Origin of the sequence: Auraticoccus monumenti, from assembly GCF_900101785.1 — a bacterium.
GTDB lineage: Bacteria > Actinomycetota > Actinomycetes > Propionibacteriales > Propionibacteriaceae > Auraticoccus > Auraticoccus monumenti.
Genome location: NZ_LT629688.1, coordinates 1,461,430 through 1,486,527, shown reverse-complemented (window position 1 = coordinate 1,486,527; position 25,098 = coordinate 1,461,430). Strand labels below are relative to the sequence as shown.

Here is a 25,098-nt window from a genome sequence, read left to right as displayed (position 1 = left end):
CTCAGAAGAGGCCGCGCTGGCCGACACGGCGCGCGATCCAGTTGGAGCCGAAGATCAGGATGATCCCGATCACGGCCTTGAACAGCCCCACCGCGGTGGAGTAGGAGTACGAGCCCTGGGTGATGCCGAGGTAGTAGACGTAGGTGTCGAAGACGTCGGCCACCGACCGGTTCAGGCTGTTGGTCATCAGGTAGATCTGCTCGAAGCCGGTGTCCAGCAGGTTCCCCGACAGCAGGATGGCCATGATCACCACCGTGCTCATGATCGCCGGGAGGGTGATGTGGCGGAGCTGCTGCCACCGGTTCGCCCCGTCGATCTTCGCCGCCTCGTACAGGTTCGGGTCGACCCCGGCCAGCGCGGCGAGGTAGATGATCGTCCCCCACCCGGTGGACTTCCACAGCGTCTGCAGCACGATCAGCGGCCGGAACCAGTCCGGGTCGGCCAGGAAGTCGATCCGGCCGCCGGTGAGGTCGTTGGCCGCCACCGTGATCGCGCCGACGTCCAGGGCGAACAGCAGGTAGGTCAGGGACGCGACGATCGTCCAGGACAGGAAGTGCGGGATGTAGATCAGCGACTGCACCGTCCGCTTCACGATCTGCAGCCGCAGCTCGTTGAGCATCAGGGCCACGACGATGGGGGCCGGGAAGACGATCACCACGTTGAGGAAGGCCAGGATCAGGGTGTTCCGCAGCAGCCGCGGGAAGTCGGGGCTGGCGAACAGCGCCTCGAAGTGCTTGAACCCCACCCACGGGCTGCCCGTCATGCCGAGGAACGGCAGGTAGTCCTGGAAGGCGATGGTGATCCCGTACATCGGGGCGTAGCGGAAGACCGCGAAGTACACCACCCCCGGCAGCAGCAGCAGGTACAGCCAGCGGTAGCGCAGCATGCGCGCCCGGAGGCCGACCTTCCGCTCGACGTGGCCCGACCCTCCCGGTGCTCCCGGGGAGGTCGGGGCCACGTGCTCGACCGAGGTGCTCACCTCAGCTGGGCGGCGAGGTCGTTGATCTCGGTGATGACCTGGTCGCCACCGGAGGTGTGCCAGCGCTGGATCTCGGCGCGGTAGCCCGCCTCGTCGATCTGGCCGGCGACGTACTGGATGCGCGCGTCGGCCACGATCTGGTCCAGCACCGCGCCCTGGCTGCTGGCGGTGGGCGAGACCAGCGCGGCGGCGGCGTTGTAGACGGCCGTCTCCAGGTCGCGGGCCCGCAGCATGTCGCGGCGGTCGTAGGCCTCCTTGGCCGCCTCGTTCTCCGGCGCCGCCTGGTAGGCCTGGTAGCCCGCGTTGTTGGTGCCGAGCTGGGCGAAGGCGGTGGCGTCGTTGGTCAGCACCTCGGCGTCGGGGCCCTCGGCGGGGAGGCTGTAGCCGTCCTCCACGGTGAAGTTCTCGCCCTCGATGCCGTTGTTCATCAGCACCTGGCCCTCCTTGGTGGCCATCGTGTCCAGCATGGCGAGGACGTCGGCCAGCTCCTCCTCGGTGGGCACGCTCTGCTTGGAGATCGCCAGGAAGCCGCTGAAGCCCGAGGACGGCAGCGAGTGCCGCTCGCCGTCGGGCCCGACCAGGTTGCCGGTCTGGGCCAGGTAGCTGTAGCCGTTGCCCGGGTCCTGCTCCTCGAACAGCTTGGCCAGCACGAAGATGCGCGAGTCGACGTCGATGATCATGCCGCCGTCGCCGTTGAAGAAGGGGTCGTTCCAGTTGGCGCTGTCCAGGGTGGCGAAGTCGGCGTTGATCAGGCCCTCCTCGCGCATCTTGCGGATGAAGCGGTCGGCCTCGAGGTGCTCCTCGGTGTCGAACCCGGGCACCAGCCTGCCGTCGCGCTCGCCCCACGCGTTGGGGGCGCCGAACCAGGTCTCCATCACGTCGTAGGGGCTGTTGCTGGCGTAGCCGCCGGGCCACTTGGGGATGATCAGCCCGGTGCTCTCCTTGCCGCCGGGCCGCTCCTCCTTGAACGCCTTAGCCACCTCGTAGAGGTCGTCGACCGTCTCGGGGGCGTCGAGACCCAGCTTGTCCAGCCAGTCCGCGCGCACGATGGTGGTCACCCGCATCTCGTCGCGGGAGCGGAAGACGCCGTAGGAGGTGCCGTTCACCGAGGCCGCCTGCGCGATCTCCGGGTTCGCCGCCGTCAGGTTCGGGTACTGGCCGAGCTTGTCGGTCAGGTCCCAGAAGGCCCCGGCCTCGGCGGACTGCACGAAGGAGGGGACCTTGCCCTGCACGACCATCACCTCCGGCAGGTCGTCCGAGGCCAGGGTGACGTTCATCCGGTCCCCGTAGCTGGAGTTCGGGACCCAGGTGATGTCGAGCTTCTTGCCGACCAGCTCCTCGACGGCCTTCTGCAGCCGGCCCTCCGGGTCGGGGGTCTGGCTGTTGAGGACCGGGGCCATGATCTTGACCACGCCGAGGTCCTCGGCGTCGCCGCCGGCGCCACCGCCACCGCACCCGGTGGCGGTCAGTCCCACCGCGGTCAGGGAGCCGGCCAGGAAGGTCCGTCGGCCCAGCACGGGGGCGAGGCTCCGGCGAGCAGGTGTGGTCATGGTGTCTCCATCTCTGTCGAGGATGCTTCAGCGCATCCGCAGGGGGTCGGTGGGCAGGCCCAGGGCCCGGTCGTCGGGGGCGGGGTCGTCGGAGGTGCCGGCCAGCCGGTCCTCGTTCTCGGCGAAGAAGCGCAGCGCCAGCCAGGTGGCGAGGTACAGCCGGGCCCCGACGGAGAGGAACGGCACCAGGGCCGGGAGCCGGTAGGAGGTGTAGCCGACCGCCGCGAGCACGAAGAGCTGCAGCAGGCTGGGGACCGGCCGGGCCAGGGTGAAGCGCAGCGCGGTCAGCAGGAAGCGGCGGCGCGGCAGGTCGTAGTGGACGTAGCAGGCAGGCAGCCAGCAGCCGACGGTGGCCACCAGCAGCAGACCGGCCAGGGTGGCCAGCCGGGGGGCCGAGGCGGAGGGTCCGGCGGCGGAGAACGCGAGGTAGTTCCAGCCCAGCGCCACCAGCACGAGGAGCTGGGGCAGGAGGGCGAGGTTGGCCCCGACGAGTTCCCGGCGCCAGGTGCGGGCGAAGGTGGCGACCGTGTTCCCGGACCGGCCGAGACCGCGTTCACGGACGCAGTGGGCCACCGCCACGCTGGCCGGGGCCACGCCGAGGACGACGCCACCGAGGAGGGAGAAGGCGAGCCAGCACACGTTGAGCAGGGCCATCGTCGCGATCACGGAGCAGGCCGCGTTGAGCCGCAGGGTCCAGTGCTCGGTGCTCGGCGGGGCGTCCACCACGGAGTGGGGTAGCGCTTTCTCAGACATCGGTGTCTGCCTCCCTCGTCGGTGCGGGATGTGCTGCGAACCTACGATTGAAACGAATCAATGTCAATGACGAATGCTGCACCTCGCCCCGTCTGCGCCGACTCTGCCCCTTCTACAGGCGGGGCAGAGTGCTCGGAAGCGGGGCAGAGTGGAGTGAGGGGGCGCCCGCGCCGGGGTCAGAGGGGGACGACCTCGAGGTCGGCGTACTCGGCCACGAGCGGGGCCATCTGGCGGAACCCGACCTTGCCGCCGGTGAGCGCCGGCCCGAGGGAGCCGTCGTCCTGCCAGTCCAGCAGCGGCAGCCCGTCGACGTCGACGCCGACCCGGCCACGCAGCACCTGCACGGTGACGCGGTAGGGCCCGTCGGCGTCGGCCACGTCGGGGATCGGGTCCGCACCCTGGGCCACCAGGTGGAAGCCGTGGCTGCGGCGGAGGTTGCAGGTGTGGAACCGGCGCTCCTCGGGCCACCGGCGACGGAAGTAGGACACGTGGTAGCAGTCGAGGTCGCCGGAGTGGTACTGCTCGTAGGGGCCGGTCCGGGGGGCCAGGGACGGGTCGAAGAGGTCGCGGTCGCCGTGCCCGCGGGCGGAGACGAAGGCGATGGCCAGCCCCGGCTCGACCAGCGGCCAGAAGCTCCAGCTGACCCGCAGGTCCGGCCCGAACTCCTCCGGGCACCAGAACACGATGTTGGCCGCCTGCCCCTCCTCGGCCGGGCGCCGGCTCGACAGCCTCATCCGCCCTCGGGGGAAGGACACCTCGCCCTCGCCCTCCATCCGGAACCCGTGCACGGCGTCGTAGCCGTCCAGGGCGTTGCGGTAGGTGGTCATCGTGCCTCCTGGGTCGGTGCTGGGGCGTGGTCCAGCAGGTGCTCGACGGCCTCGACGGCCAGCCGCTGCCAGTCGCGGCGGCGGCGGAGCATGAAGTGACCGGCGCCGGTCAGCACGACCCGGCGCACCGGCGTCCCGCGGTCGGCCAGGTACTGCGCGGTGCGCCGGCTGGCGCGGGCGGGGGTCAGCAGGTCGCGGTCGCCGTGCACGACCACGGTCGGCGTCCCCACCAGGCCCGGTTCGTCCTCGGGCCACCAGGGAGCCAGCGCGACCACCCCGACCGGCCCGACCTCGGGGGCGAGCCGGGCCACCGTGCGGGCTCCCATCGAGTAGCCCAGCAGCACCAGCGGGACGTCCGGCCAGCGCTCGCGGAGCGACGCCGCGACCTCCCGGGCGTCGGCCACCGCCGGCAGCTCGGGGTCGTTCCAGCCCCGGAACCGGTTGCGCACCTGGACCGCCACCACCCCGCGGGCGGCCAGCCGCCGCTCCAGCACACGGGCGAGCAGCCGGTTCTGCTGCACCGGCGGGTACCACCAGCGCACCTTCATTCTCCCCCGCGGCCAGCCGCCGTGGCACATCAGCACCACGGCCCCGGGTGGTGCGCCGTCCCCGCTCACCGGCGCCGGGCGCGCCACTCGGCCAGGGTCTGCTCGACGTCCAGCGGGGCGATGTAGATCGGCGGTCCCTGGGCGGCACGGCGGTGGGAGTGGCGGATCCGGTCGTTGAGGTCCTCGACCCGCTCCCGGGCCTGCGCCTCCGTCCGTGCGTCGGCCAGCTCGTCCTGGATCCGCTCCTTCTCCCGGCGCAGGCTCAGGGTCGTGGGCAGCGCGCCGGACAGGTCCTCGTCCTTGAGCTTGTTGCGGATCCACCAGTCGTCCCCGCCGCGGTCCAGGCCCTCCAGCGGCTTCCCCGTGCCACGCAGGTTGCTGAACTCGCCACGCTCGGTGGCCTCACGGATCTGCCGGTCGATCCAGTTCTCGTAGGCCATCGTCCCTCCCGGGGTGTCCTCATAGCGTCCCTCCCACCCTAGTTCGCGGCCCGCCCGCCCCGGGTCGGGGAGGCGTCGACCGCTGTTCACCGGCCGTTCGCCGCAGGGGCCAGCACGGCTCGCCACCTCCCCCTAGACATCACCCATGACCTCCTCCTCGTTGCCGCGCCGCACCTTCGTCGCCGGCGCGGGCGTCGCCGCGGCCGGCTTCGGGCTGGGCCAGGCCGTCCCCGCACGGGCCCGGCGCCGCCTGACCGACCCGTTCACCCTCGGCGTGGCCTCCGGCGACCCGGAGCCCGGCGGCGTGGTGATCTGGACCCGGCTGGCCCCCGAGCCCTTCGCCGAGGACGGCGGCATGCACGGGGCCCGCACGGTCCCGGTCCGCTGGCGGGTGGCCACCGACGAGCGGATGCGCACGGTGGTCCGGCAGGGCACCGCCACCGCCCGGGCCCAGTTCGCCCACACCGTCCACGTCGACGTCCGCGGGCTGCAGCCGGGCCGCGAGTACTGGTACCAGTTCAGCGCCGACCGCGAGCTCTCCCCCGTCGGCCGCACCAAGACCGCCCCGGCCGTGCGCTCGGACCCGGCGTCGCTGACCATCGCCTCGGTGTCGTGCCAGAGCTACGACGACGGCTTCTTCACCGCGCTGCCCCACGTCGTCGCCGACGACCCCGACTTCGTCCTGCACCTCGGTGACTACGTCTACGAGTCAGCCATCGGCGCCACCGCGGCCGGACGCGGCCAGAGCGTCCCCGAGGCCGCGCGTCCGGCGCCACGGACCCTGACCCAGTGGCGGTCGCGGCACGCCCTCTACAAGAGCGACCCCCAGCTCCAGGCCGCGCACGCCCGGCTCCCCTTCGTCCTCACCTGGGACGACCACGAGTACACCAACGACTACGCCGGCGGCTGGGAGGACGAGACCACCGGCGGGATCCCGGCGGCACGGGCCGCCGCCTACCGCGCCTACTGGGAGCACCAGCCGCTGCGCTCCTCGACCCTGCTCAAGGCCGACGCCGTCCGGATCCACCGCCGTCTGCACTGGGGTGGACTGGCCCAGCTGGACGTCCTCGACGGACGCCAGTACCGCGACGCCCCGCCCTGCGGCTGGGGCGAGGCGCAGGCCTGCGCCGCGGCCTACGACCCGGCGATCACCATGCTGGGTCGGGAGCAGGAGGAGTGGCTGGCCGCGGGGTTCGCCACCAGCACCGCCCGCTGGAACGTGCTCGGCAACAACGTGATGGTGGGCCGGCTGGACCACGACGGCGACCTCGGCGAGCTGCTCTGGCACGACGCCTGGGACGGCTACCCCGCCGCCCGGAACCGGCTGCTGGAGCAGGTGGTGGGCAACGAGCTCCGCAACACGGTGTTCCTGACCGGGGACTGGCACTCCACCTTCATCAACGACGTGCACCGCGACTTCGACGTCCCCGGCAGCCCGGTGGTGGCCACCGAGATGGTCGGCACCTCGCTCACCAGCAACGGCGACGGCGAGGTCTACGGGCCCTACTACGGCCCGATGATCCGCCACAACCCGCACATCCGCTTCTTCGACGGCGACCGGCGTGGCTACCAGCGCCACACCGTCACCGCCGACGAGTGGCGGACCGACCTGGTGATGGTGGACACCGTCACCCAGCCGACCTCGCCCGCCTCGGTGCTGCGCTCCTTCGTGGTCGAGGACCGGCGTCCGGGGGCCGTGGAGGTCTGACCGGGGCCTCAGCCCACGTCGCGGCGGCGGAAGACCAGCAGCGAGACCGTCACCAGCACCGCCAGCACCACGGCCCAGTAGAGGAGGCCCTGGGTGAGGGAGATGGTCTCCAGGGCGACGGTCGGCATGATGCCGTCGGCGGTGACGTCCTCGGTGACCACCTGGTAGCTGTAGCCCCGCTGCACGACGGCCTCCAGGTTGTTGTGCGGGACCCACGGCATCAGGCGGGAGGCCCACGGGAAGCCCTGCAGGACACCGTGGACGATGGCCAGGAACCCGTAGCCCAGGAACGCGCCGACCGCCACGATCGTGTGCCGGCCGAGGCAGGCCACGGTGAAGCCGACCACCGAGAGGGCCAGCACCACCAGCAGGCTGCGGGCCGCCATCCACCAGACGCCGCCGACGTCGCCCCAGACGGCCCCGTGGGTGGTGGCCAGGACGACGTGGGCCAGCACCAGCAGCGTCTGCAGCACCGCCGCCCCGAGCAGCAGCGCGACGACCACCGCCCCCAGCTTGGCGAGGTAGACCGGCACCCGGCGCGGGATGAAGGTGAGCCAGTTGCCGATCGCCCCGCTGCTGAGCTCGGCCCCGATCACGCTGGCCGCGATCAGCAGGCCACCCAGACCCAGCAGGTAGGTCGACAGCGAGAGGACCAGGGTGGCCGCGTCGGCGAAGGGCGTCGGCGTGCGGAGGTACTGGTCCAGGGACGGCTGGTAGCTCTCGTACTGCTGCTGGCACTCCTCCTCGCTCAGCCCCTGGTACTCGACGCAGTCCGTGATCCCCCGCTCGCGGTCCTGCTCCCAGTAGCGCAGCGACTCCTCGTAGAAGGCGCGGCCCTCGGCGGACTCGGCGGCCGACACCGGTCGCATCGAGAAGGCGCCGATCAGGGTCAGCCCGGCCAGCGCCAGCAGCAGCACGACCGTCACCACCCAGGTGAGACGCCGTAGCCGGATGCGGTTCAGCTCAGCCAGCAGCAGCCTCATCGCGCACCTCCTCGTGCTGGGCCCGGCCGAGGTGCTCGTCGGCGGTGAGGTGGAGGAAGTAGGACTCCAGGTCGCTCTGCACCGGGGTGAGCTCCCGCACCCACAGCCCCTGATCGGCGAGGGCGCGGGTGAGCTCGGCCGGGTCGGCCGGCCCACCGGTGACCAGGAGCCGGCCCTCGGGGGTCGGCTCGACGCCCCAGCCCCGCTCACGGAGGAGGTCGGCGGCCCGCCCCGGCTCTCCGACCGCGACCCTCAGCGCTCCTCCGCCGGCCACCCTCAGGAGCTCGGCGACGCTGCCCTCGGCGAGCAGACGTCCCCGGCCGATGATGCTGACGGTGTCGGCCACCAGCTGGACCTCGCTCAGGATGTGGCTGGAGACCAGCACCGTCCTGCCCTGGTCGGCGAGGCCGCGCATGGTGGCGCGGATCTCGTGGATGCCGGCGGGGTCGAGCCCGTTGGTGGGCTCGTCGAAGACCAGCAGGTCCGGGTCCTTGAGCAGCGTGGCGGCCACGGCCAGCCGCTGCTTCATACCGAGGGAGTAGCCGCCGAAGCGGTCCCGACCCCGACCACCCAGGCCGACCTGCTCCAGCACCTCGTCCACCTTCGGGGTGGGGATGCCGATGCCCTGGGCGAGCAGCCGCAGGTTCTGCCGGCCGGTGAAGGCGGGGAAGAAGCGGGGCTGCTCGACGATGGCCCCGACCCGGTCCACCACCTGCGGCAGCTCCTCGGGCACGGGGTGGCCGAAGATGGTGGCCCGCCCGCTGTCGGCGGCGATCAGGCCGAGCAGCATCCGGATGGTGGTGGTCTTGCCCGCCCCGTTGGGGCCGAGGAAGCCGTGCACCCCACCCCGCGGCACGGTCATGTCCAGCCCGGCGACCGCCACCTGGACGCCGCGGCGCGTCCGGTAGGTCTTGCGCAGCCCCTCGACCACCACGGCCGGGCCGTCCTCACCCAGGGCTCGTCGCGGTGGTGACGTGCTGGCCATCGGTGCTCTCCCCGGGGTCGGTTGGCGCCACGGTAGCGTCCGCGGGGTCCTCGGCCCGGTCTCAGTCCTGGTGCTGGGGCTGCCGGGTGCTGCTGGGGCCGGGCGTGGTGGGGCGACGGGCGCCGGTCAGCAGGACGGCCAGCGCGGCCAGCGTGCTGATGCCGGCGGCCAGGACGGTCACCGCGTAGGCCGGCTGGTGACCGCCCCAGTCGGCGAGCCGCCCGGCCACCGACGAGCCGAGCGCGTAGCCGACGCCGGTCGTCCCGGCCAGCACGGTGAGGGCGGTGGTGAGGCGGGGACGCGGGGCGGCGTCGGCGGCCAGGGTGAAGATCGTGATCATGGTGGGGGCGATGCTCAGCCCGAGCACCAGCAGCACCACGGCCAGCGGCAGCAGGGTGTCGACCAGCAGCAGCGGGGCGCTGAGCACCAGCAGCGAGGCGGCGAAGCCGAGCAGCCGCCGGTCCGGCGCCCAGCGGGCCGGCAGCAGCGGGACCAGCAGACCGGCCAGCACGCTGCCCACGCCGAGCAGGGCGTGCAGACCACCGGTCAGGCCGGGCTCACCGGCGGCGGTGGCGAGCACCGAGTTCCCGGTCTGCACCGAGCCGAACACCATCCCGACGCCCAGCATGGCGGTGAGCAGCAGGGCGAGCCGTGGGGTGAGCAGGGGTCCGCCGACGGCCCGGGGCAGCGAGCGGTCCGGGCGGGTCAGCTCGGCGGTGGGGTGCAGCGCGAAGGCCAGGCCGAACACCACGACCAGCGCCGCGGCGGCCAGCAGCGCACCGGAGGGGGCGACCAGGGCCGCACCCACCCCGACCAGGGCGGGGCCGATGACGAAGGAGGCCTCGTCCACCGAGCCCTCGAGGGCGAAGGCCGTGCCGGTCAGCTGCGGGCGCTCGGCGCGCTCGGCCAGCAGCCGCCAGCGCACCCGGGCCAGCGTGCCGGCCTGAGGCAGCGCCACCCCGGTGACGACCGCCCAGGCCAGCAGCACGGGCATCCCGGCCCCCTGGTCGGCGGCGACCACGAGCCCGGTGAGTCCGACGGCGGCGACGAGGGACTGCACGACCAGCACCCGGCGCTGACCGGTCCGGTCGCTGAGGGTGCCGGCCAGCGGGGCGCCGACGGCGTTGGCCACGGCCACGGCGCCGGCGACCAGACCGCCAGCGCCGTAGGAGCCGGTGACCCCGGCCACCAGCAGCAGGCTGCCGAGCTGGGCCATCGCGAGCGGCAGCCGGGCCACGAAGGCGATGACGACGAACCAGGGACCGGCCAGCGTGAAGAGCTGGCGGTAGGAGGATGACGAGGACATGCGGGTCTCCCGGCGCGCCCTGCGGGTGCGCCACTTCTCGTGTGCGCCGTCCCAGCCACCCGGCGCACGGGACCCCGTGCTTCGTCGCCAGCCTACCCGGTGGTCAGACGCGGAGGTCGAGCCAGCGGACCTGCTCCTCGCTGAGCTCGACGTCCAGCCCCGCAAGGGAGGTCCGGGTCTCCTCGATCGTCCGCGGGCCGATCAGCGGGAAGGTCGGGAAGGACTGGGCCAGCACGTAGGCCAGCGCCACCGCCGTCGGGGCCACGCCCAGCTCTCCCGCCAGCTGCTTCGCCCGGGCCAGCCGCTCGAAGTTGTCCTCGCTGTAGTAGCAGCGCACCAGCTCCGCGTCAGAGGTGTCCTCGCGGTCGGCGCGGGCGAAGAACCCGCGGGCCTGGGATGACCAGGGCAGCAGCGGCGTGCCGGTGCGCTCCAGCCACTCCCGGTCCTGCGGGTCGGTGACGTGCTCGCACCCGGTCCACGGGACGTCCAGGGCGCGGGCCAGACCGAAGTGGTCGCTCAGCACGGCGAAGCGCTGGCGGCTGTGCTCGTCGGCGTAGGCGTTGGCCTGCTCGGTGCGGGCGATGGTCCAGTTCGAGCCGCCGTAGGCCCGGACCCGACCCAGCCGCACCTGCTCGTCCATGGCGTCCACGAACTCCCCGACCGGGACCGAGGTGTCGTCGCGGTGCATCAGGTACAGGTCGACGTGGTCGGTCTGCAGCCGCTCCAGCGACTCCTCGAGCTGGCGCCCGATCGAGGCCGGGTCGCAGTGCGGGGTGTGCGCCCCCTTGCCGATGATCACCACGTCGTCGCGGAGGCCGCGGTTGCGGACCCACTGCCCGAACAGCTTCTCCTGCAGCCCGCCGCCGTAGAGCCAGGCGGTGTCGAAGGCGTTGCCGCCGCGCTCGGTGAAGTCGTCGAACATGGCCGAGGCGTGGGAGAGGGTGCGCTGGTTGTCCACGCCCATCACCAGCCGCGACACCGGCTTGTCGAGGCCGGGGACGGTGCCGTGGCGCATGGTGGCGCCGGGACGGACCGTGAGCGGGCGCCCGCTGGCGGGAGGGACGTCGGCGGTGGGCTGCTCGAAGGGGTAGACCACCCCGACCGCGGCCCGCCACCGGTCCAGCACCGCGGCGTTGCCGAGGCTGTCGGCCCAGCTCATCTCCGGGCTCTGGCCGGCGGCCACGTCCCGGGCGACGGCCTCGGCCTGGAGGGCGTGGGAGAACGCGGGCGGGACGGTGATGGTCTCCGGCGCCCGGTCGACGACGGCCAGCTCGAGCACCGAGCCCTCGGCGTTGTCTGGCAGCCACGGGGAGGGGACGCTCAGACGTCCGCGGGAGCCGTGCACGACCACCCGGTTCTCGTCGGACAGACCGGTGCCGCAGCGGATCTGGGCGGTGACGCCGGAGGCGAAGACCAGCGAGGCGACGGCCCAGCGGTCGACACCGGTGTCACCGAGGGAGCCCGAGGCGGTCATCGAGATGGGCTCGGCCACGGTGGTGCCGGCCGCGACGCCGGCCACCAGGCGGGCCATCGAGACCGGGTACCCGCCGACGTCGAGGATGCCGCCGCCGGCCAGCGCCGGGTCGGCCAGCCGGTGCCCGGCGGGGACGTCGGCGGCGAAGGAGAAGGAGGCCTCGACGTGCTGGATGTCGCCGATGACGCCGCTGCGCAGCTGCTCGACCAGTGCCGCCGTCTGGGGGTGGAAGCGGTACATGTAGCCCTCGGCCAGGTACACGCCCTGACGACGGGCGGCCTCCACCACGACCATGGTGCCGGCGTGGTCGACCGAGAGCGGCTTCTCGCAGATGACGTGCTTGCCGGCCTCGATGCTGGCCAGGGCCAGCCGGACGTGCTCGGTGTGCACGGTGGCGATGTAGACGGCGTCGACGTCCTCGCGGGCGAGCAGCTCCTCGTAGGAGCCGGCCGCCTCGACCGGGGCGTCCTCGGTGGAGAAGTCCGCGGCGAAGGCCTGCGCCCGCTCCGGGGTGCGGCTGGCCACCGCCACCAGCTGGGCGGAGGACGAGTGGCCGAGGTGCTCGGCGAAGCGTCGGGCGATGCTGCCGGGGCCGATGATGCCCCACCGGAACTGCGTCATCAGGATCTCCTGTGTTCGACCGTGAACGTTCACGGTCGACGCTAGCAGTAGGCTCCGGCCCGTGGGAACACGTGGCGTGACGATCGTCGACGTCGCGCGCGAGGCGCAGGTGTCGCGGCAGACGGTGAGCCGCGCCCTCAACGGGCTGCCCGAGGTGAGCGAGAGCACCCGCACCCGCGTGGTGGAGGCCGCCCGCCGGCTGAACTACCGGCCCAACCGCGCCGCCCAGGGTCTGGTGCGTGGGCGCGACATCACCATCGGGCTGGTGGTGCACGACCTGCGCAACCCCTACTACCCCGAGCTCGCGTCGGTGCTGAGCCGGCTCGCGGCCGAGCGCGGTTGGGGGGTGGTGCTCTGCGACCTCGGCACCGACGACGCCGCCGCCGGAGCCCGGCTCGCCGACGTGCTGCGCCGGGTCGACGCCGTGGTCGGGTCGGTCACCCCGGCGCTGACCGGCGCCTCGCAGTCGGTCCCGGTGGTGGCCCTGGACGTCGAGCCGGTCGGGTCCGACGAGCCGGCCATCGCCATCGACTACGCACCCGGGATCGCCGCCGCGCTGGACCACCTGGTGGCCCGCGGACGACGCCGGATCGCCATGGTGGACTCCAGCAGCACCCCCTCACGGCGTCGGCTGCTCTACCGCGCGCACCTGCAGCGCCACGGGCTGGCCTGGGACGAGACGTCGGAGGTGGTCAGCGCCGACACCCACCTGGGCGGGGTGGAGGCGGCGACCACGCTGCGACGGCAGTGCCCGGACGCCGACGCGGTGCTGGTCTTCAACGACGTGATCGCCGTCGGCGTGCTGAAGGGGTTGACCCGGGCCGGGGTCGCGGTGCCTGAGGAGCTGGCCGTGGTGGGGATCGACGGGCTGGACATCGGGACGCTGGTCACCCCCGAGCTGACCACCCTGGCCATCGACCGGACCGCGCTGGCCCGTCACGCCATCGAGCTGGTGGCCGCCGCGCTGGGGTCCCCGGGTGACACCGCGGCAGGAGGCGCCCGGCGGGTGCTCGTGCCGACGCTGGTGGTGCGCGAGTCGTCCTGAACGGGTCGTGCCCGGGAGCACCCGGCTCCCGCCGTGAGTCACCGACGGCGCGCACCACCGGTCGCTCGTCGATCTGGCACCGCCGCCGGCCGCCTCCTGACGGCGCAGCGCACCAGCGCGGGGCGCCGGCACTAGGCTCCGCGCGTGCCCCGGTCCCAGCGTCACCGCCTCCTCCGCGTGGAGTCGGCCGCGGTGCTGCGAGCACTGCGCCCACCCTCCCCCGCGTGGACGGACCTGCCGGACCCCGCGGGGATCCCCGACGAGGCGGCGGCCCGACACTGGGCGGAGACGCTGGCCACCCGGGTCGCGCCGGAGCGGCGGGCCCGGCTGGTCGAGACCGCGACGGCCCTCACCGAGCCCGACCTTCGCCTGGACGCGTCCGAGGGCAGCGAGCACCTGCACGTGGACGGTTGGCAGGACACGCCGTCGACGCTCCGCCTCGGCGTGCGCCCCGGTGGCGATCCCCTGGCCGCCACCTCACCGGGTCGTGAAGGGACGGGCACCGGCGAGCACGGCGAGCGGATCACCGTGGCCCGGCTGGCGGGGTGGCCGACCCCGGTGGTCCTGGAGACCGAGGAGCACGACGGCATCGCCACGCTGGGCTGGCTGCTGCGCTGGCACCTGCGGGTCGCCGTGCGCGACCGCGGTCTACTCGGCAGGGCCCGGGTGGTGGAGGCCGAGCTGCTCGGGGACGTGGTCACCGTGCCGATCGAGGCGGAGCGGCTGCTGGTCCGGCTGCGGCCCGTCCTCGCAGCCCACGCCTAGCCGGTCGGGCTCAGCCGGCCTGCGCGGCGACGTCGGCCTCCGCGGCGTGCTTGAGCCGCTGCAGGGTGGCGGGGATGCTGCGGCGGTTGCGGCGCCGCATCCCGAGCACGGAGATGACGACCCGGGAGAGGACGTTGGAGCGGGTGTAGTCGAAGGTCTCGGTGACCGTCGTCGCCGCACCGCGCGGGATGAGGGTGTACCGCCAGCGGTGCCCGCCGAAGTGGCGCCAGGCGATCACCCGGTCGGGCTCGTACTCCACCACCCAGTTCCGGATCCGGTAGCGCACGCCGAACATGCGCATGTCGACCCCGAACTCCGCGCCCCTGGTCAGCCGGTCCGGTCCGGTGATGCCACCGCGGACGGTGTCGGAGCCGTCGATCCGGCTGTGCTGGCGGGGGTCGGCGACGATGTCGAAGATCACCGAGGCGGGTGCCTCGACTAAGATCGAGTCCTCGATGTAGCGCGGTGCCATCAGATCTCCTCCCCGGCCAGGCCGGCCAGCATCAGCGTCTCGGCCAGGCAGGCCCGTTCCAGGTCGCGCAGGTGCACCGACTCGTCGATGCCGTGCATCCGCGAGTCAGGATCCACCACGGCGGTGACCAGCACGGTGGCATCGGGGTACCGCGAGGCGAACTCCGCCACCATCGGGATGGATCCGCCCTGGCCGATCTCCACCGGCTCCCGACCCCAGGCCCGGGTGAAGGCGCGTCGCGCCACCTCGGCGTGCGGACCCTCGACCGGGATGCTGGACGGCTGTCCGGTGCTGCCGCGCTCCACCTCCACCTGGGCCCCCCAGGGCGCGTGCTCGAGCAGGTGGGCCACCAGGGCGTCGAGGGCCTGGTCGGCGTCCGCGCCCGGCGGCACCCGGAGGCTGAGCTTGGCCCGGGCGCTGGGCACCAGGGTGTTGGAGGCCTGGGCGACCGGAGTGGCGTCCAGGGCGATCACGCTGATCGCGGGCTGGGTCCACAACCGGCTGACCACCGAGTCGGTGCCGACCCACTCGACGCCGTCCAGCAGGCCGGTCTCGGCCCGCAGCCGCTCCTCGGGGTAGTCCAGCTCGGGGCCGGGGGTGCTAGGGATGCCCTGGACGGCCACCGACCCGGCCTCGTCGTGCAGGGTGGCGAGCAGCCGGCAGAGGGTGGTGAGGGCGTCGGGGACGACCCCGCCGTACTGGCCGGAGTGCAGGGCGTGGTCGAGGGTGGAGACGGTGACGACGCAGTCGGCCAGACCGCGCAGGGTGGTGGTGAAGGCCGGCTCACCGACGTCCCAGTTGGCGGAGTCGGCGATCACGAAGACGTCGGCGGCGACGGCAGCGGCCTCGGCGTCGAGGGTCTCGGCCAGCGACGGCGACCCGATCTCCTCCTCGCCCTCGACGAACAGGGTGACCCCCACCGGCGGACGTCCGCCGAAGGCGCGCAGGGCGGCCAGGTGGACCGACAGCCCGCCCTTGTCGTCGGCGGCCCCCCGACCGAAGAGGCGGTCCCCGCGCTCCGTGGCGGCGAACGGCTCCGCGGTCCACTGCGCCTGTGCGCCGGTGGGCTGGACGTCGTGGTGGGCGTAGAGGCAGACCGTCGGCCGGCCCTCCGGCGCGGGCCAGTGCGCGATGACGGCCGGCTGCCCGCCGTGGCGGACCACCCGGACGTCGGCGGCCCCCAGCTCCCGGGCCAGCCCGGCCACGTGCTCGGCGCTGCGGACGACGTCCTCGGCGTGGGCGGGGTCGGCGCTGACCGAGGGGATGGCCACCAGGTCGGCGAGGTCGGCGCGGACGCGGGGCATCACGGCGTCCACCGCGGCGGACAGGGACTCAGGCGTGTGCGGCACGGCCTGACCCTACCCAGCGGGAGCCGTCCTCCTCAGCCCACACCGAGGGCGGCGGGGATCGGCGCCTCCCAGGTGGCGCGGAGCTCGGCCAGCGGGAGCCGGAAGCGGTCGACGACCTCGAGGACGGCGTCCTCGCCGGCGGCGGTGGTGGCGCCCAGCCGGGTCAGCGGGATCTCGTGCTGCCCGGCCAGCTCGCGGAGCTGGTCGTCGCGGTCGCCGGGCAGGGAGACCAGGACGCGTCCGGTGCTCTCGGAGAACAGCTGCACGAAGGGGTCCCCCTCCAGCCGTACCGAGACCCCGTGACCACGCCGCAGGCAGCACTCCACCAGCGCCTGGGAGAGGCCGCCGTCGGAGAGGTCGTGCGCGGAGCTCAGCAGCCCCTGCCGGGACGCCCGCTGCAGCAGCCGGGACAGCCGGATCTCGTGCTGCAGGTCCAGCGACGGCGGCAGCCCGCCGAGGTGGTCGTGGGCCACCTGCGCCCAGGCCGAGCCGGCCAGCTCGTCGCGGGTGGTGCCCAGCAGCCAGACGCTCTCGCCCTCGCCGCAGAAGCCCATCGGGACCCGTCGGGTGACGTCGTCCAGCACGCCCAGCACGGCGACGGTCGGGGTGGGCAGGATCGGGGTGTCCCCGGTCTGGTTGTAGAGGCTGACGTTGCCTCCGGTGACGGGCGTGCCCAGCTCGGCGCAGCCCTCGACCAGGCCCTCGACGGCCTCGACGAACTGCCACATCACGTCCGGGTCCTCCGGGGAGCCGAAGTTCAGGCAGTCGCTGACCGCCACCGGCTGGGCCCCGGTCACCGACACGTTGCGGTAGGCCTCGGCCAGGGCCAGCTTCGCCCCCGCGCGCGGGTCGAGCAGGGTGAAGCGGGCGTTGCAGTCGGTGGCCAGCGCGACCCCGAGCTGGCTGTCCTCGTCGATGCGTAGCACCCCGGCGTCCTCGGGCTGGGCCAGCACCGAGTTGCCGCGCACGTAGCGGTCGTACTGGTCGGTCACCCACGACTTGTCGCACAGGTTCGGCGAGCCGGCCAGGGCGAGCACGGTCCGGCCCAGCTCCTCGTCGGTGCCGGGACGGGCCAGCGCGGTGACGTCGCGGGCCTGCACCCCGTCCTGCCACTGCGGCCGGGCGTAGGGGCGCTCGTAGACGGGGCCCTCGTGGGCGACGGTGCGCGGGTCGACGTCGACCACGGTCTCGCCGTGCCAGTCGATCACCAGCCGACCGGTGCCGGTGACCTCGCCGACCACCGTGGCCTGGACGTCCCACTTCCGGCAGATCTCCAGGAAGCGCTCGACGTGGTCGGGCTCGACCACCGCCATCATCCGCTCCTGGGACTCGCTCATCAGGATCTCCTCGGGGCTGAGCGAGGAGTCCCGCAGCGGCACCCGGTCCAGCTCGACGTGCATACCGCCGTCACCGGCCGCGGCCAGCTCCGAGGTGGCGCAGGAGATCCCGGCGGCGCCGAAGTCCTGGATGCCGTTGACCACGCCCGCGGCGAAGAGCTCCAGGGTGCACTCGATCAGCAGCTTCTCCATGAAGGGGTCGCCGACCTGGACGCTGGGCCGCTTGGACGGCTTGGTGTCGTCGAAGGTCTCCGAGGCCAGGATCGAGGCCCCGCCGATGCCGTCCCCACCGGTTGCCGCCCCGTAGAGGATGACCGCGTTGCCGGCCCCGGTGGCGTGGGCCAGGTGCAGGTCCTCGTGGCGGAGCTTGCCGACGCACAGCGCGTTGACCAGCGGGTTGCCGAGGTAGGAGGGGTCGAAGACCACCTCGCCACCGACGTTGGGCAGACCGAGGCAGTTGCCGTAGCTGCCGACGCCGGAGACCACGCCCGGAAGCACCCGGGCGGTGTCGGGGGCGTCCAGCGGGCCGAAGCGCAGCGGGTCCATCACGCCGATCGGGCGGGCACCCATGGCCAGGATGTCGCGGACGATGCCGCCGACGCCGGTGGCCGCACCCTGGTGCGGCTCCACGTAGCTGGGGTGGTTGTGGGACTCGATCTTGAAGGTGACCGCCCAGCCGTCGCCGACGTCGATCACACCGGCGTTCTCGCCGATCCCGGCCAGCAGCCTCCCGGTGGGGGTCTGGTCGCCCAGCACGGCGAACTTCCGCAGGTGCACCTTGGAGGACTTGTAGGAGCAGTGCTCCGACCACATCACCGAGTACATCGCCAGCTCGCAGGAGGTCGGCCGGCGGTCCAGGATCTCCCGGATCTGGGCGTACTCCCCCTCCTTGAGCCCGAGCTCGGCCCAGGGCTGCTCGACCTCGGGAGAGGACTGCGCGTTCACCACCGTGTCTGCCACGGGACGAAACCTATCCGCTCCACCGCCACCGGATCGATCTCGGACGGCATCCGGGCAGCCCGGCACGACCCCCGGGGTCACTAGCCTGCAGCGGTGACCCAGCACCCGCACCCCCCGCAGGACCCCGCGCACCCGACCTTCCGGTCCCCCGGCCAGGGCGCGGTGATCCGCTTCACGGTGCAGGGCAGCGTGCTGACCAACACCATGGTCGCCCCGACCGTCACCATCAACGGCCACCGGGTCCACGTGCCCACCGGCGGCACCGCGCCGATCCCGGCGCCACCCGGACGCCACCACATCCAGGTGGTCTCGCAGTGGCTGCGGCAGTACGGGAAGGCGGACCTGACCGTCGACCTCCAGCCGGGCCAGCAGGTCGACGTCTTCTACGCCGCGCCGCTGCACCAGTTCGCCCCGAGGGGCGCCATCGGCTTCACCCCGCAGAAGAAGGCCGGTCTGTGGATGCTGATCGGGATCGTCGTGGGTGTGGTGCTGGTCATCGCGCTGCTGTTCGGCGTCCTCCCCGCCCTGCTCGGCTGATCGGGCCTCAGCGCAGCCCCGAGACCAGCGCGTCCAGCGCGTGCCCGAGCTGCTCGTCGGTGACGCCGCCGAACCCGACCACCAGCCCGGTCAGCTCGGCGCTGCGGCAGTAGGCCGAGAGCAGGTTCACCTCGAAGCCGGCGGCCCGGGCGGCGTCGCGCGCCCGGACGGCCACGTCCTCGGGCAGCAGCCAGGTGGAGTACATCCCGGCCAGCGGGCCGGCCAGCTCGGCGTGCGGCCCGAGCGCGGCCGCGACCGCCTGGGCCCGCCGGGCGTAGACCCGGCGGGCCGTGCGCACCACCTTGTCCAGGTAGCCGTCGCGCAGCAGCGAGACCATGGCGCGCTGGGCCGGCCAGGAGGGGACGTCGTGGGTGGTGGCGCGGCGCCGCAGCACGGCCTCGCGCAGCCCGGCCGGGAGCACCATCCACCCCAGCCGCAGACTCGGTCCGACCGACTTGGCGGCCGTCCCGAGGTAGGCCACCCGCTCCGGGTCCAGGGTGGCCAGCGCCGGCACGGGGGCGACGTCGTAGCGGAACTCGGAGTCGTAGTCGTCCTCGACCACCAGCGTCCCGGCCCGGCTGGCGGCGGCGAGCAGGGCGACCCGTTCGGGGGCCGGCATCACCCGGCCGAGGGGGTGCTGGTGGGCCGGGGTCGTGTAGACCGCCCGCAGCCCGTCCAGCCGCTCCGGTGGCGACCCGGCCGGGACGTCGGCCAGCACCCGGCCGTCAGCACGGACGGTCTCCGCCGCCGCGCGGTACCCGGGGTCCTCGACCGCGACCGGTCCGGCGGGGAGGACGCCGAGCAGCTGGCGCAGCCCGTCGGTGGTGCCGGCGGTGACCAGCACCTCCTCGGGGCCGAGCCGCAGCCCGCGTGTCCGGGCCAGGTGCTCCACCAGGGCCAGCCGCAGGTCGGGCAGCCCGGCCGGGTCGTCGTAGCCGGCGGGCGGCCGGGCGGCGGAGACCTCGCGCCAGGCCCGTCGCCAGGAGGCGGAGTGACGGGGGTCGATCCAGGGGGTGCCGGTGTCGAGCCGGACCAGGGTCGAGGCCGGCTGGGGCGCCCGCGCGGGACGCGTCCGGGCCGGACGGGCACCGTCGGCGGCGACGAAGGTGCCCGAGCCGCGGCGGGCCTCCAGCCACCCCTCGGCCACCAGCTGCTCGTAGGCCTGCTCGGTGACGGCGCGCGAGGTGCCCAGGTCGAGCGCCAGCGCGCGGCTGCTGGGGAGCCGGTCGCCGCGGGCCAGCGTGCCGTCGGCGACCAGGGCGCGGATGCGGCCCGACAGCTGCACGGGCAGCGGCTGGCGGGCGTCGCGGTCGAGGCGGACCGGGAGCATCAGGTGTCCTGTCGGAGTGGCCGGGAAGTGGCCTGGTCCTGCAGGCCACCTGGGCCGAATCTAGTGCCATGCTGTCCCCCACCGCCCGCACCACCGTCACCCGTGGTCGCCACCGTGCCGTCGACGACCGCGACCAGCTGGTCGCCCTGCTGCAGGACGCCCTGGTGGCCCACCTCGGCGTCGTGGTCGGCGACCACCCGCTGGTGCTGCCCACCGCGTTCGCCGTCGACCCCGACGGTCCGGACGAGGGCGGCAGCCTGTACCTGCACGGGTCCGTGGCCGCCGGGTGGCTGCAGCGGGCGCTGGAGCGCGACGTCTGCGTGACGGTGACCGAGCTGGACGGGCTGGTCACCGCCCGCTCGGCCTTCCACCACTCGATGAACTACCGCAGCGCCGTGGTGATCGGACGGGCGCGGCGGGTGGAGGACGTCGCCGAGCGCGCCCGGGCGCTGGACCTGGTGGTCGACCACATGGTGCCGGGCCGCGCGGCCACCCTGCGCCCCAGCACCCGCAGGGAGCTGGCGGCCACCGCGGTGCTGGCGCTGCCCCTGGCGGAGGCCTCGATGAAGGTCCGCGCCGGAGCACCGGTGGACGACCCCGAGGACGTGGCCGCCGGCGTCTGGGGCGGCCACGTGCCGCTGCGCCGGGTGGCCGGGGCGCCGGTGCCGGACGCGGACGCCGACCAGCGGGTGCCGGAGGACGTCCGTCTCCGGGCCGTCGACCTGGGGTGGGCCGCGCCGCGAGCCGGCTGAGCCCACGGAAGGCGCTCCTGCGGAGTCGATCGGTGCAGATCCGGCACCGACCACGGTGCTCCGTCCTCACCGATCGCCCTGCTGGAGGAGGACGCGCCGAACGGCGTCACTCCTGCACCGTGTTCGGGGCAGGAGTGACGCCGCTGGCGCGGGACCTGCTCAGGCGGCGGGCTCGTCCATCGAGCGGCCGGTCTCGAGCAGGGTCTTGAGCCCGGACAGGCTCCACAGCCAGCCGCCCCCGCCCTGGGCCGGCTCGCCACCACCGGCGACCTCGGCGGCGAGCTGGGGTGCGGCGGTGACGTCGTGGGTGAGGACCACCCGGGTCAGGCCGCCCTCGAACTGGATCAGCTCCCAGGTCAGCCGGGTGGGAGCGGCGTCGGGGTACCAGGAGGGCTTCCAGTCCAGCACCAGCCTCTTCGGCGGGTCGAGCTCGACGACGTGGCCGTCGACCGCGATGTCGCCCATGCCCATCTGCTTCATCTCGTCGGTGGTGAGGTTGCGGAAGACGCCGCCGGGCCTGAGGTCGGCCTCGACGGCACCGCCGTAGCCCCACCGGGTCGTGTACTCGGACTGGGTGATGGCGTCCCAGACCTTCTGCGCGGGTGCGTTGATGTAGACGCTGTAGACCTGGACCAGGTTGTCGCTCATGGTGTGTCGTCCTTCGTGGGTTCGGGTGTCTCGACCTGCTGCTTGAGACCGAGCAGGAGCGCGGCGATGCCGGCCCGCTCGGTGTACTTGCCGATCCACCGGGAGTGGATCTGCTGGATGGGCACGGGGTTCAGGTGGTGCAGCTTCTGCCTCCCCTTCTTGCGGGAGACGACGAGATCGGCCTGCTCCAGGAGCTTCAGGTGCTTCGCCACCCCGAACCGGGTCATCTCGACGTGCTCGTTGACCACGGTCTCGAGCTCACCCAGCGTGCGGCCGTCACGCTGGAAGAGGGCGTCCAGGAGAAGTCGACGGACCGGGTCCGCCAACGCCCTGAACACGAGGTCGTCGTCCTGCACACCCCGACCATAGGTGACCATATGGTCACCTGTCTAGACCCCGGGTCAGCTCGTCCCTGGACGTCGCGTAACTGATGAGTTACGTTTCTGGCATGGAGGTGTTCCAGGCGGTCGACGACCCGGTCCGGCGACGGATCCTGGAGCTGCTGCACGAGCGGCCGCGCCCCGTGCACGAGCTGGTGGCCGTCTTCGACATCTCCCGACCGGCGGTCAGCAGGCACCTGCGGGTGCTGCGTGAGAGCGGTCTGGTGGTGGACGAGGTCAGCGGCCGCGAACGTCGCTACCGGCTCGAGCAGGCCCCGCTGCGGGCGCTGGACGGCTGGCTGCAGCACCTCCTGACCCCCGTCGCCGCACCGGCTGACGCACCGGCCCCCGATGGCCGCCGCGACCTGGCGGGCGTCCTGGACGCCCTGGCCACTGAGGTCGTCCGCACCCGCCGCGAGCGGCGCGACGACCCGCACCCGCACGTCTCCCCCGCCGCGTCCGCGCCGGGTCCCGAACCCACCGAGGAGTCCGCATGAACCCCGTCCCCACCGGACAGCTGACCCGCACCGCCACCGGTGCCGACCTGGTCCTCACCCGCACCCACCGCGCCCCGGTCGCCGACGTCTGGGCGGCCCTGACCGAGCCCGAGCGCACCGCCCGCTGGATGGGCCCCTGGACCGGGGAGGCGGGGCCCGGCCGCAGCGTCGAGCTGACCATGACCGCCGAGGAGGGCGACCCCACGGCCACGGTCCAGATCGAGGCGTGCACCCCGCCGGAGCACCTGCACGTGCGGATGGTCGACGAGTACGGCGAGTGGGACCTGGAGGTGCGGCTCAGCGAGGCCGACGGCGTCACCACCGTCGAGCTCGTCCAGCACCTGACCGAGCCCGACCAGGCCGTGGACACCGGACCGGGCTGGGAGTACTACGTCGACCGGTTCGGCGCCGCGCTCACCTCCGCAGCGGTGCCGGACTTCGACGACTACCACCCGGCCATGGTCGGCTACTACGAGGAGCGCCTGACCAGCCTGGGCTGAGCCGCTCAGAGCCGGGCGACCAGCGCCATCACCTCGTCCAGCACCGCCGGCAGGAAGCCCGAGACGTGGCCGCCCTCGAAGGGGTGCAGCTCCGCCCCGGAGTCGGCGAGGTGGCGGGAGAAGCCGGCGAAGGGGTCGTTGCGCCCGGCGAAGACGTGCAGCGGGACGGCCGGCGCGGCCGGGTCGAAGCCCCAGGGCCGACCCCAGATGACCATGGCGTCGCGGGTCCAGGCGCCCGGCTGGAGCCGGCCCTCCTCTGCGGAGACCTCCAGCCGTGGGGCCACCACGGGGTCGCGGACGACCTCGAGGTCCAGCGGGTCGAGCTGGCGGCGCTGCAGGGCCTGGCCCAGCCGGCCGCGGCTCTGGGTCAGGCGGGCCACCTGGCGGAACCACCGGGGACGGTCCCGGGCCAGGGCGATCAGACGGGCCGTGACCGGCGGGACCAGGGCGAGCACGTCGTCCTCGGCGGGCGGCCCGGGGTTGATCGCCACCGCCGCGCGGGTGACGTCGGCGGCGGTCGCGAGGGCCAGCACGTGGCTGCCACCCCCGGACAGCCCGACCACCGGCGGGCGCTCCGCCCCCACGGCGGCCGCCACCGAGCGGGCGTCGGTCACCACGTCGAGGAGCCGGCGGTCCGGGTCGTCGGGGGTGCGCCCGGCTCCCGGGCGGTCCCAGGAGACCAGCCGGACGCCGTGGCGCCCGGCCGCCTCGGCGTAGACGGCGGCCTCCAGCCGGGAACCGCCGGTGCCGTGCAGGTAGCAGGCCACCAGCCCGTTGGGGTCACCCACCTCGCAGACGGCCAGCCGCCGGCCCTCCGACACCACGGTCCCGTGCTCGCGCACCACCCCGCTCACGCCGCCACCTCCGCCCTCGCCCAGGTCACCCGGCCGATCGTAACGACGTCCTCCGGCGGTCCGGTGCTCCCGCCGGGCGGTTGGTTCAATGGCGGGCATGGCGGCAGAGCGCGACGACGAGGTGGTCCTGCAGGCGCTGCGTGCCCGACTGCCCGACCGGGCGCTGGTGACCGATCCCGACGTGGTGGCCGGGCTCAGCCACGACGACGCGGAGTGGGCCGCGGTCGGGCGCCCGCTGGCCGTGGTCCGGGCGCGCAGCACCGCCGACGTGGCCGCCGTGGTGCAGGTGGCGGTGGAGCACGGTGTCCCGGTGGTCCCCCGCGGGGCCGGGACCGGGCTGTCCGGCGGGGCCAACGCCGTCGACGGCGGGCTGGTGCTCGACCTGTCCGGGATGGACGCCATCACCCGGATCGACCCCCTCGAGCGGCTGGCCGTGGTGGGGCCCGGGGTGGTCAACGACCACCTGCGCGCGGCGGTGGCGGCGCACGGGCTCTGGTACCCGCCGGACCCGGCCAGCTCGCCCTGGTCCACCATCGGCGGCAACATCGCCACCAACGCCGGAGGGGTGTGCTGCGTGAAGTACGGGGTGACCGGGGACTACGTGCTCGGGCTGGAGGTGGTCACCGGCACCGGCGAGGTGGTCCGGCTCGGACGCTCCACCGCCAAGGGGGTGGCCGGCTACGACCTGACCAGCCTGGTGGTCGGGTCGGAGGGCACGCTGGCCGTGGTGACCGAGGCGATCCTGCGGCTGCGGCCGCTGCCCGCACCGGCCCGCACGGTGGCCGGCTACTTCGACTCGGTGGTGGCCGCCGGCGAGGCCACCCGGCGGGTCTGGGAGGCGGGTCTGGTCCCGGCGGCCTTGGAGCTGGTGGACCGGCACTGCCTGGCCGCGGTGGACGCCTGGAAGAACATGGGCCTCTCGCTGGAGGCCGAGGTGGTCCTGCTGGCCCGCGTCGACGACCCGGGGGCGGCCGGGGACGAGACGGCCGTCCGGGTGCGGGACTGCTTCACCGCCGCCGGCGCCACCTGGGCCGACGTCTCGGCCGACGCCGACGAGGCCGAGGCGCTGTTCGCGGCCAGGCGGTTGGCCTACCCGGCGCTGGAGCGGCTGGGGCCGGTGCTGACCGAGGACGTGTGCGTGCCGATCGCCGCGGTGCCGGAGATGCTGGCCCGGATCGAGGCGACCGGACGGCGCCACGGCACCACCATCGCCAACATCGCCCACATCGGCGACGGCAACCTGCACCCGCTGCTGGTGGTCGACTCCTCCGACGAGGGTGCGCGGCAGCGCGCCGAGCTGGCCTTCGACGACATCATCAGCGACGCCCTGGCCCTGGGTGGCACGGTCACCGGCGAGCACGGGGTGGGTCTGCTCAAGCGGGACGGCCTGGCGCGGGAGCAGTCTCCCGCCCTGCTCGCGATGCAGCGCGCGGTCAAGGCCGCCCTCGACCCGCACGGGGTGCTCAACCCGGGCAAGGTGTTGCCTCCGGAGTGAGTC

At 73.7% G+C, this 25,098-nt stretch carries 25 protein-coding genes; 8 read left to right on the top strand and 17 right to left on the bottom strand.

Going from position 1 to position 25,098, the window contains the following annotated elements; all coding sequences use genetic code 11:
* Position 1: 1 nt before the first annotated feature.
* From BLT52_RS06805 to BLT52_RS06780, 6 genes are all read right to left on the bottom strand, one after another.
* Positions 2–979 (bottom strand): ABC transporter permease, encoded by a 978-nt coding sequence (locus BLT52_RS06805; protein WP_231946537.1) that lies wholly within the window; start codon positions 977–979, stop codon positions 2–4.
* Positions 976–2,529: an extracellular solute-binding protein gene (locus tag BLT52_RS06800; RefSeq protein WP_090591828.1), complete on the bottom strand. Its 1,554-nt coding sequence runs from the start codon at positions 2,527–2,529 to the stop codon at positions 976–978. The genes BLT52_RS06805 and BLT52_RS06800 overlap by 4 nt, the downstream gene beginning before the upstream one ends.
* 27 nt (positions 2,530–2,556) lie before the next feature.
* Positions 2,557–3,282 carry a YesL family protein gene (locus BLT52_RS06795; RefSeq protein ID WP_090591826.1) on the bottom strand — a complete coding sequence of 242 codons (726 nt, stop codon included), beginning with the start codon at positions 3,280–3,282 and terminating at the stop codon, positions 2,557–2,559.
* 176 nt (positions 3,283–3,458) lie between these two features.
* A complete protein-coding gene (locus BLT52_RS06790) occupies positions 3,459–4,109 on the bottom strand; it encodes a DUF1961 family protein (protein WP_090591824.1) in 651 nt (216 codons plus the stop codon).
* Positions 4,106–4,651, bottom strand: a complete 546-nt coding sequence (locus BLT52_RS06785; RefSeq protein ID WP_157677014.1) for an alpha/beta hydrolase — start codon at positions 4,649–4,651, stop codon at positions 4,106–4,108. The genes BLT52_RS06790 and BLT52_RS06785 overlap by 4 nt, the downstream gene beginning before the upstream one ends.
* A gap of 71 nt (positions 4,652–4,722) precedes the next feature.
* Complete coding sequence (locus BLT52_RS06780) at positions 4,723–5,097, bottom strand: DnaJ family domain-containing protein (RefSeq protein WP_090591820.1); 375 nt, start codon at positions 5,095–5,097, stop codon at positions 4,723–4,725.
* A 145-nt stretch (positions 5,098–5,242) separates the two neighbouring features.
* On the opposite strand from BLT52_RS06780, the gene BLT52_RS06775 reads away from it, so the two are divergent.
* The gene (locus BLT52_RS06775; protein WP_090591818.1) at positions 5,243–6,805 is read left to right on the top strand and encodes an alkaline phosphatase D family protein; all 1,563 of its coding nucleotides are present in this window, start codon (positions 5,243–5,245) and stop codon (positions 6,803–6,805) included.
* A gap of 8 nt (positions 6,806–6,813) precedes the next feature.
* Here BLT52_RS06775 and BLT52_RS06770 read toward each other — a convergent pair whose 3' ends face one another.
* The 4 genes from BLT52_RS06770 to BLT52_RS06755 all read right to left on the bottom strand — a co-directional run bounded on the left by BLT52_RS06770 (position 6,814) and on the right by BLT52_RS06755 (position 12,174).
* On the bottom strand, positions 6,814–7,788 hold the full coding sequence (locus BLT52_RS06770) for an ABC transporter permease subunit (protein ID WP_090591816.1): 975 nt from the start codon (positions 7,786–7,788) through the stop codon (positions 6,814–6,816).
* On the bottom strand, positions 7,769–8,773 hold the full coding sequence (locus BLT52_RS06765; RefSeq protein ID WP_090591814.1) for an ABC transporter ATP-binding protein: 1,005 nt from the start codon (positions 8,771–8,773) through the stop codon (positions 7,769–7,771). The genes BLT52_RS06770 and BLT52_RS06765 overlap by 20 nt, the downstream gene beginning before the upstream one ends.
* Positions 8,774–8,834: 61 nt before the next feature.
* Positions 8,835–10,079, bottom strand: a complete 1,245-nt coding sequence (locus BLT52_RS06760; protein WP_090591813.1) for an MFS transporter — start codon at positions 10,077–10,079, stop codon at positions 8,835–8,837.
* 103 nt (positions 10,080–10,182) lie between these two features.
* Complete coding sequence (locus BLT52_RS06755) at positions 10,183–12,174, bottom strand: aldo/keto reductase (RefSeq protein WP_090591810.1); 1,992 nt, start codon at positions 12,172–12,174, stop codon at positions 10,183–10,185.
* A 61-nt stretch (positions 12,175–12,235) separates the two neighbouring features.
* Between BLT52_RS06755 and BLT52_RS06750 the strand changes: the two genes are divergently transcribed.
* Entirely contained in the window at positions 12,236–13,219 is a 984-nt protein-coding gene (locus BLT52_RS06750; RefSeq protein WP_090591809.1) for a LacI family DNA-binding transcriptional regulator, read from the top strand.
* A gap of 144 nt (positions 13,220–13,363) precedes the next feature.
* Entirely contained in the window at positions 13,364–13,984 is a 621-nt protein-coding gene (locus BLT52_RS06745) for a hypothetical protein (RefSeq protein WP_157677013.1), read from the top strand.
* A gap of 10 nt (positions 13,985–13,994) precedes the next feature.
* Here the strand turns inward: BLT52_RS06745 and BLT52_RS06740 are convergent, their stop codons facing one another.
* From BLT52_RS06740 to purL, 3 genes are read right to left on the bottom strand one after another with little or no spacing between them, the layout of a single operon-like run.
* On the bottom strand, positions 13,995–14,456 hold the full coding sequence (locus BLT52_RS06740) for an SRPBCC family protein (protein WP_090591805.1): 462 nt from the start codon (positions 14,454–14,456) through the stop codon (positions 13,995–13,997).
* Positions 14,456–15,805, bottom strand: a complete 1,350-nt coding sequence (locus BLT52_RS06735; RefSeq protein WP_407922616.1) for a dipeptidase — start codon at positions 15,803–15,805, stop codon at positions 14,456–14,458. The genes BLT52_RS06740 and BLT52_RS06735 overlap by 1 nt, the downstream gene beginning before the upstream one ends.
* A gap of 32 nt (positions 15,806–15,837) precedes the next feature.
* The gene (gene purL, locus BLT52_RS06730) at positions 15,838–18,102 is read right to left on the bottom strand and encodes a phosphoribosylformylglycinamidine synthase subunit PurL (RefSeq protein ID WP_090591803.1); all 2,265 of its coding nucleotides are present in this window, start codon (positions 18,100–18,102) and stop codon (positions 15,838–15,840) included.
* Between the two features lie 93 nt (positions 18,103–18,195).
* Between purL and BLT52_RS06725 the strand changes: the two genes are divergently transcribed.
* Positions 18,196–18,639, top strand: coding sequence for a hypothetical protein (locus BLT52_RS06725; RefSeq protein WP_090591801.1), 444 nt, complete (start codon positions 18,196–18,198; stop codon positions 18,637–18,639).
* 7 nt (positions 18,640–18,646) lie between these two features.
* Here BLT52_RS06725 and pdxR read toward each other — a convergent pair whose 3' ends face one another.
* Positions 18,647–19,969 (bottom strand): MocR-like pyridoxine biosynthesis transcription factor PdxR, encoded by a 1,323-nt coding sequence (pdxR, locus tag BLT52_RS06720; RefSeq protein WP_090591799.1) that lies wholly within the window; start codon positions 19,967–19,969, stop codon positions 18,647–18,649.
* Between the two features lie 68 nt (positions 19,970–20,037).
* Between pdxR and BLT52_RS06715 the strand changes: the two genes are divergently transcribed.
* Entirely contained in the window at positions 20,038–20,721 is a 684-nt protein-coding gene (locus tag BLT52_RS06715; RefSeq protein ID WP_090591797.1) for a pyridoxamine 5'-phosphate oxidase family protein, read from the top strand.
* Positions 20,722–20,880: 159 nt separating this feature from the next.
* On the opposite strand, the gene BLT52_RS06710 is transcribed toward BLT52_RS06715, so the two are convergent.
* Both BLT52_RS06710 and BLT52_RS06705 read right to left on the bottom strand, forming a co-directional pair.
* Entirely contained in the window at positions 20,881–21,369 is a 489-nt protein-coding gene (locus BLT52_RS06710) for an SRPBCC domain-containing protein (RefSeq protein WP_090591795.1), read from the bottom strand.
* Positions 21,366–21,725 carry an ArsR/SmtB family transcription factor gene (locus BLT52_RS06705; RefSeq protein ID WP_231946536.1) on the bottom strand — a complete coding sequence of 120 codons (360 nt, stop codon included), beginning with the start codon at positions 21,723–21,725 and terminating at the stop codon, positions 21,366–21,368. Before BLT52_RS06705 ends, BLT52_RS06710 begins: the two co-directional genes overlap by 4 nt.
* A gap of 92 nt (positions 21,726–21,817) precedes the next feature.
* Here BLT52_RS06705 and BLT52_RS06700 point away from each other — a divergent pair, with 92 nt between their 5' ends.
* Both BLT52_RS06700 and BLT52_RS06695 read left to right on the top strand, forming a co-directional pair.
* Entirely contained in the window at positions 21,818–22,246 is a 429-nt protein-coding gene (locus tag BLT52_RS06700) for an ArsR/SmtB family transcription factor (protein ID WP_197679227.1), read from the top strand.
* Positions 22,243–22,746, top strand: a complete 504-nt coding sequence (locus tag BLT52_RS06695; protein ID WP_090591789.1) for an SRPBCC family protein — start codon at positions 22,243–22,245, stop codon at positions 22,744–22,746. The genes BLT52_RS06700 and BLT52_RS06695 overlap by 4 nt, the downstream gene beginning before the upstream one ends.
* Before the next feature lie 5 nt (positions 22,747–22,751).
* Here BLT52_RS06695 and BLT52_RS06690 read toward each other — a convergent pair whose 3' ends face one another.
* Entirely contained in the window at positions 22,752–23,600 is an 849-nt protein-coding gene (locus BLT52_RS06690; RefSeq protein WP_157677012.1) for an alpha/beta fold hydrolase, read from the bottom strand.
* 97 nt (positions 23,601–23,697) lie between these two features.
* Between BLT52_RS06690 and BLT52_RS06685 the strand changes: the two genes are divergently transcribed.
* Positions 23,698–25,095 (top strand): FAD-binding oxidoreductase, encoded by a 1,398-nt coding sequence (locus tag BLT52_RS06685; RefSeq protein WP_197679226.1) that lies wholly within the window; start codon positions 23,698–23,700, stop codon positions 25,093–25,095.
* The last annotated feature ends 3 nt before the right edge of the window (positions 25,096–25,098 follow it).

What these genes read in the sequence shown, in the direction of transcription:
- BLT52_RS06800 (WP_090591828.1), bottom strand. Translation starts at nt 2,529, where the DNA reads ATGACCACACCTGCTCGCCGGAGCCTCGCCCCCGTGCTGGGCCGACGG.
- BLT52_RS06795 (WP_090591826.1), bottom strand. Translation starts at nt 3,282, where the DNA reads ATGTCTGAGAAAGCGCTACCCCACTCCGTGGTGGACGCCCCGCCGAGC.
- BLT52_RS06790 (WP_090591824.1), bottom strand. Translation starts at nt 4,109, where the DNA reads ATGACCACCTACCGCAACGCCCTGGACGGCTACGACGCCGTGCACGGG.
- BLT52_RS06780 (WP_090591820.1), bottom strand. Translation starts at nt 5,097, where the DNA reads ATGGCCTACGAGAACTGGATCGACCGGCAGATCCGTGAGGCCACCGAG.
- BLT52_RS06775 (WP_090591818.1), top strand. Translation starts at nt 5,243, where the DNA reads ATGACCTCCTCCTCGTTGCCGCGCCGCACCTTCGTCGCCGGCGCGGGC.
- BLT52_RS06770 (WP_090591816.1), bottom strand. Translation starts at nt 7,788, where the DNA reads ATGAGGCTGCTGCTGGCTGAGCTGAACCGCATCCGGCTACGGCGTCTC.
- BLT52_RS06765 (WP_090591814.1), bottom strand. Translation starts at nt 8,773, where the DNA reads ATGGCCAGCACGTCACCACCGCGACGAGCCCTGGGTGAGGACGGCCCG.
- BLT52_RS06760 (WP_090591813.1), bottom strand. Translation starts at nt 10,079, where the DNA reads ATGTCCTCGTCATCCTCCTACCGCCAGCTCTTCACGCTGGCCGGTCCC.
- BLT52_RS06755 (WP_090591810.1), bottom strand. Translation starts at nt 12,174, where the DNA reads ATGACGCAGTTCCGGTGGGGCATCATCGGCCCCGGCAGCATCGCCCGA.
- BLT52_RS06740 (WP_090591805.1), bottom strand. Translation starts at nt 14,456, where the DNA reads ATGGCACCGCGCTACATCGAGGACTCGATCTTAGTCGAGGCACCCGCC.
- pdxR (WP_090591799.1), bottom strand. Translation starts at nt 19,969, where the DNA reads ATGCTCCCGGTCCGCCTCGACCGCGACGCCCGCCAGCCGCTGCCCGTG.
- BLT52_RS06715 (WP_090591797.1), top strand. Translation starts at nt 20,038, where the DNA reads ATGCTGTCCCCCACCGCCCGCACCACCGTCACCCGTGGTCGCCACCGT.
- BLT52_RS06710 (WP_090591795.1), bottom strand. Translation starts at nt 21,369, where the DNA reads ATGAGCGACAACCTGGTCCAGGTCTACAGCGTCTACATCAACGCACCC.
- BLT52_RS06700 (WP_197679227.1), top strand. Translation starts at nt 21,818, where the DNA reads ATGGAGGTGTTCCAGGCGGTCGACGACCCGGTCCGGCGACGGATCCTG.
- BLT52_RS06695 (WP_090591789.1), top strand. Translation starts at nt 22,243, where the DNA reads ATGAACCCCGTCCCCACCGGACAGCTGACCCGCACCGCCACCGGTGCC.
- BLT52_RS06685 (WP_197679226.1), top strand. Translation starts at nt 23,698, where the DNA reads ATGGCGGCAGAGCGCGACGACGAGGTGGTCCTGCAGGCGCTGCGTGCC.